The organism is Clostridioides sp. ZZV15-6388, from assembly GCF_020657755.1.
In the GTDB taxonomy this organism is placed as follows: domain Bacteria; phylum Bacillota; class Clostridia; order Peptostreptococcales; family Peptostreptococcaceae; genus Clostridioides.
On record NZ_JAGWCU010000065.1, the window covers coordinates 1 to 5,631 of the forward strand.

At 27.8% G+C, this 5,631-nt stretch carries 3 protein-coding genes and 1 rRNA gene; 3 read left to right on the plus strand and 1 reads right to left on the minus strand.

The genetic code is table 11. The features are described 5' to 3' along the window. Window position 1: 1 nt before the first annotated feature. A 5S ribosomal RNA gene (gene rrf, locus KGF48_RS19575) occupies window positions 2-118 on the plus strand. A 208-nt stretch (window positions 119-326) separates the two neighbouring features. On the opposite strand, the gene KGF48_RS19580 is transcribed toward rrf, so the two are convergent. Beyond that, complete coding sequence (locus KGF48_RS19580; protein ID WP_227868492.1) at window positions 327-1,511, minus strand: pyridoxal phosphate-dependent aminotransferase; 1,185 nt, start codon at window positions 1,509-1,511, stop codon at window positions 327-329. A 372-nt stretch (window positions 1,512-1,883) separates the two neighbouring features. Here KGF48_RS19580 and KGF48_RS19585 point away from each other — a divergent pair, with 372 nt between their 5' ends. Further along, on the plus strand, window positions 1,884-4,235 hold the full coding sequence (locus KGF48_RS19585; protein WP_227841397.1) for an anaerobic ribonucleoside triphosphate reductase: 2,352 nt from the start codon (window positions 1,884-1,886) through the stop codon (window positions 4,233-4,235). Window positions 4,236-4,256: 21 nt separating this feature from the next. Beyond that, window positions 4,257-4,796: an anaerobic ribonucleoside-triphosphate reductase activating protein gene (nrdG, locus tag KGF48_RS19590; protein WP_227868493.1), complete on the plus strand. Its 540-nt coding sequence runs from the start codon at window positions 4,257-4,259 to the stop codon at window positions 4,794-4,796. The last annotated feature ends 835 nt before the right edge of the window (window positions 4,797-5,631 follow it).

Here is a 5,631-nt window from a genome sequence, read left to right on the forward strand (position 1 = left end):
ATGTGGTTACAATAGCAGAGAGGATACACCTGTTCCCATTCCGAACACAGAAGTTAAGCTCTCTAGCGCTGATGGTACTTGGTGGGAAACTGCCTGGGAGAGTAGGACGTAGCCACGTAATTTTTTTATTTGTCGTATTGATTTAAAGTTTAAAATAAAATTCTAGATTAATATAAGAAATAAAATAAAAACCTATTGATATGAAAATCAATAGGTTTTTATTTTATTTAAGTTTTTAATTACGATGTTAAATATATTATATAGATACACAATCTATTAATTATCATCTAATATCTTATAATTTAAAAATTGTTTGATTAAAATTATTATGCCATTATCTTAGATACAAATTCTTTTAATTTATCTAATCCATCCAAGAAAGTATTTTCATTACAAGCATAAGATATACGAATATATTTATCCATACCAAATGCTATTCCAGGAACAACTGCTACATTGTATTCTTCTAAAAATTGATTACAAAATTCTATAGAAAAACTATCTTTGTATTTAAACTTTTCAGCTATCTTAGAAAGGTCTATAAAAGCATAAAACGCACCATCTGGATTTACATACTCTACATTTTCGATAGAATCTAATTTAGATGTGATTAAATCTCTTCTAGATTTATATGTTTTAACCATATCATATATATCAGTCGAGCAATCTTTTAAAGCTCCATATGCTATGTATTGTGATGTTAAGCTTGGATGTGATATAAGATGTCCTTGTATAGAGCTCATTGCTTTAGCGATGGTTTTATTAGAAGCAGTATAGCCCAATCTTAATCCAGTCATAGCAACTGATTTAGAAAAACCATTTACAGTTATAGTTATATCTTTTGCTTCTTCACTTAATGAAGCAACTGATGTGAAATTTCCAGTGTAACAGATTTTTTCATATATTTCATCTGCCAAAATATATATTTTATTCTGTATACATACTTTTACAATTTCAATCAACTCATCTCTTGTATAGACACTACCAGTAGGATTTGAAGGATTATTTATTACAAGAATTTTTGTTTTGCTTGTTATAGATTTTTCAAGTTCTTCTTTTGTTAATTTGAATCCATTTTCTTTTTTAGTGTCAATAAAAACTGGAACAGCATTAACTAATTTAACCATTTCAGGATAACTAACCCAATATGGTTTTGGCAATAACACTTCATCTCCCTCATCTGTTAACGCTAGCAAAGTGTTTGTTATAGAATTTTTAGCTCCACTTGATATAACTATTTCATCTATTGAATATCTACAGTTATTTTCTTCCATAAGTTTTTTACAGATTTCTTCTCTAAGCATTTTCAATCCAGGAACTAAATCATATTTAGTACAATCTTTATTTAAAGAGTCAATTCCATAAGATTTTGCAACATTAGGTACATTGAAATCAGGCTCTCCTATACTAAGGTTGATTATTTTAATTCCGTCACTTTCCATTTCTTTAACTTTTGAACTAATACCTATTGTATAGGATGGAGTTATAAAGTTTAGTCTTTTTGATAACATAAAATGCCCCCTTTTAAATTATTATTTATATTATACGACAAATTTGAAAAATGTACATAAGGAAATTTGTAGATATATATATTAATACATATGAAAATAAGTATTTTTTGCCTAAAATTAGTGTAAAAAAAAGAGAAAAAAGTTTTGACTTCCAAAGTTGTTACAAACGCTGATGTTCAAAATATCTACATAGTATTTGCAATGATTTGCGTTAGTTTGACTATTATGTACAAATTTGGTAATCTTAATATAGTAATTATTAAGATAATCCCTTTAACTTAGTTGAAGGGGATTTTTTTAGACTTAATATACTACATATAGTGGTATGTAGATTAATAAAATACAATATATAGTAATAGGAGGTTTTTTTAATTGGTTGAGTTTGTAAAAAAGAGAGATGGAAGAGTGATTCCATTTAATGAAGATAGAATAACAAGAGCTATATTTTTAGCAGCAACAAATGTTGCAGAAAGAGAAGGTATTGTACCTGATTATAAGTTATCTGAGCAACTAACTCAAGAAGTAATAAAGTTGCTAAATCATAAATATTCTGAATCAGTTCCAAGTGTTGAAGACATACAAAATTCTGTAGTTAAGGTTCTTATAGAAACAGGTCATGCAAAAACTAGTGAAGAGTACATAGTATATAGAACTGAAAGAAGTAGAATAAGAAATTCAAAAACAAGATTAATGAAGGCAATAGAGGAAATTACTTTTGAGGATGCAGAAGATGCTGATATAAAAAGAGAAAATGCAAATATCAATGGTAATACAGCTATGGGAACAATGTTACAATATGGAAGTACTGTATCCAAAGAATTTTGTAAGACTCATATATTAAAGCCAGAACATTCTTTCGCACATGATAATGGAGATATACATATACATGATATGGACTTTTTAAATATGGGAACATTAACTTGTTGTCAGATAGATGTTAAAAAACTATTTGAGGATGGTTTTTCAACTGGTCATGGTTTCTTAAGAGAACCACAAGATATAATGAGTTATGGAGCTTTAGCTGCAATTGCGATACAAAGTAATCAAAATGATCAACATGGAGGTCAAAGTATACCATTTTTCGATTATGGTTTGTCTGAAGGTGTGTATAAGACATTTAAAAAATTCTACATAGGAAACTTAGCTAAAGCATTAAAATTGTTTAAAGGAATTGAAAATAATGAAGCAATAAAGGACATAGTATATAGAACAGAGAAAGAAACAAATAAAAAAGTTGGTCTTAAAAAAGATGAACTGTATTTAAACTCTGAAAAAGAAAAACTAAGAGAAACATTTAACATTGATGAAGAACTTATAAAGAACATGCAAAACTTTGCATTTGAAGAGTCATATAAAGAAACTGATAAAAAGACATATCAATCTATGGAAGCATTTATACATAACTTAAATACAATGCATTCTAGAGCAGGTGCACAAGTACCATTTTCAAGTGTAAATTTTGGAACAGATATTTCTGAAGAAGGAAGAATGGTAACTAAGAATCTATTATTATCACAAGAAAGAGGCTTAGGTAATGGAGAGACACCAATTTTCCCAATATTGATATTTAAGGTCAAAGAAGGTGTAAATTTAAATCCTGAAGATCCTAATTATGATTTATTTAAGTTATCATGCAGGGTATCAGCTAAAAGATTATTTCCTAACTTTAGCTTTTTAGATGCTCCTTTTAATGCTAAATATTATAAAGCAGGAGATCCAGATACAGAAGCTACATATATGGGTTGTAGAACAAGAGTACTTAGTAATGTATGTGGACCAGAAACAGTTAGTGGCAGAGGAAATATATCTTTTACTACTGTCAATCTTCCAAGATTAGGTATAAAACATGGAATTATAAAAAATGATAAAACTAATTTAGATGAGTTTTTTAAAGAACTAGATGAGAAATTGGACCTAATTATAGAACAATTATTAGAGCGTCTTGAAGTTCAAGGAAATAAAAAAATGAAAAACTTCCCATTTTTAATGGGGCAAGGTGTATGGAAAGATTCTGATGATTTGGGACCAGAAGACACATTAAAAGAAGTAATAAAGCAAGGAACATTGACTATTGGGTTTATAGGTTTAGCAGAATGTCTTATTGCTCTTACAGGTAAACATCATGGAGAAAGTAAGGAAGCACAAGAGTTAGGACTAAAAATAGTGTCATATATGAGACATAAAATGGATGAAGCTACAGACAAATATAAATTAAATTTCTCTTTGATGGGTACTCCAGCAGAAGGTCTTTCAGGAAGATTTACTAAAATAGACAAGAAAGTATATGGAGAAATTAAAGGTATTACAGATAAAGAGTATTATACTAATTCATTCCATGTTCCAGTTTATTATAATATAAGTGCATATAGCAAAATTGAGATAGAAGCTCCATATCATGAATTTACTAATGCAGGTCATATAACATATGTAGAACTAGATGGAGATCCATCTGATAACTTAGAAGCTTTTGAAACTGTCATAAAAGCAATGAAAGATTTGGGTATAGGATACGGAAGTATAAATCATCCTGTGGATAGAGACCCTATATGTGGTTTCTCGGGAGTAATAGCAAGTAATATATGTCCTGTATGTGGAAGAAATGAAGATGAAAGTGATATTAAATTTGAAAGAATAAGACGAATAACAGGATATTTAGTTGGTACAGTTGACAGATTTAATAATGCAAAAAAAGCTGAAGTTAAAGATAGGGTAAAACATAGATAGTTTTATTTGGAGGAATAAGTTATGAAGATAAGAATGTCATCTACTATAAGTCATGACAGTATAGTTGATGGACCAGGGTTAAGAATGGTAATATGGACTCAAGGATGTGTTCATAATTGTAAAGGATGTCATAATCCTCAAACACATAATTTATGTGGTGGCTTTTATATGGATACAAAAGAAATTATAAATGAGATAAAGTCACTAAAATTACAAAAGGGTATTACACTATCAGGTGGAGAGCCATTTTTACAATCAGAACCATTAGAAGAAATAGCAAAAGAAGCTAAAAAGACTGGATTAGATGTATGGTCCTATACAGGATTTACATTTGAACAACTACTAGATAAAAAAAATAGTGCATATTTCAAAAACTTGAACCTATTAAAGCAGATTGATGTTTTAGTAGACGGAAGATTTATAGATGAAAAAAAAGATATAAGTTTAAAATTTAGAGGTTCATCAAATCAAAGAATAATTGATGTTCAGAAGAGCCTAAAGTATAAAAAAGTGTTTTTAATTGAGCAGTATATGAAAGACGATTTATCTATAGCAGAATAGAACGTAAATAGACGAAGGTAAATATAAAAATATATTTACCTTCGTCTATTTTTATGTAAAAAGTTTTTGTTTAATTACATGTTATATAAAATGTAATTATATTAGATTAACTGTTATAGCTTTGGTTTTATAATATATTAGTTTGTTTTAATGTATATTCTTTTTAGATAGAGTTTCAAAAATTAAAAATTGTTTAATCGATTCTCGGCTAGGAAACTAAAATATTTAGTTAGATTGTGAGCGTTTTAGTTAATCTACAAATTTATGAAGTAAATATTAAGGTATTGATAAATACTTTAATAAAATTATATGCTTGTGTACTATTATTACTACTAATATTATTATTAATATTTTTGAGATAAAATAATGCTGCTACTAAAGTAAGCATTTTCAACTAAAGTTTTCAAGTTGTAAACATATTTTATCATATAAATAAGCAGACTAATGAGAAATGATTATACATATGGATTTATCTTTATTCAAAAAATAATAAATTATGTAATATGTGGATAAATATGTTTATAATGTGGATAATATTTAATATAATAAGTTAAAACAATATGAATCAGTTGTTTATAATGTGGATAATATTACAATAGAGAGGTAAAGTGGTAATTTAAAAATAAAAAATGTAAAAAAAGTTGTTGACTCTAAAAGAAAAAGTTGGTATAGTAATACTTGTCCTCAAGAAAAGGGCATAAACATAAAGAACTTTGAAAATTAAACAGTAGGTTAATTTATAAAACAAGAAACAAACCATAAAGCCAGATATTTTGATAACAATAGTATCTGAGCCTGATAAACTTTTATTTGAGAGTTTGATCCTGGCTCAGGA

Excerpts from the sequence above, each read along its gene's own strand:
- KGF48_RS19580 (WP_227868492.1), bottom strand. The coding sequence starts at position 1,511 with ATGTTATCAAAAAGACTAAACTTTATAACTCCATCCTATACAATAGGT.
- nrdG (WP_227868493.1), top strand. The coding sequence starts at position 4,257 with ATGAAGATAAGAATGTCATCTACTATAAGTCATGACAGTATAGTTGAT.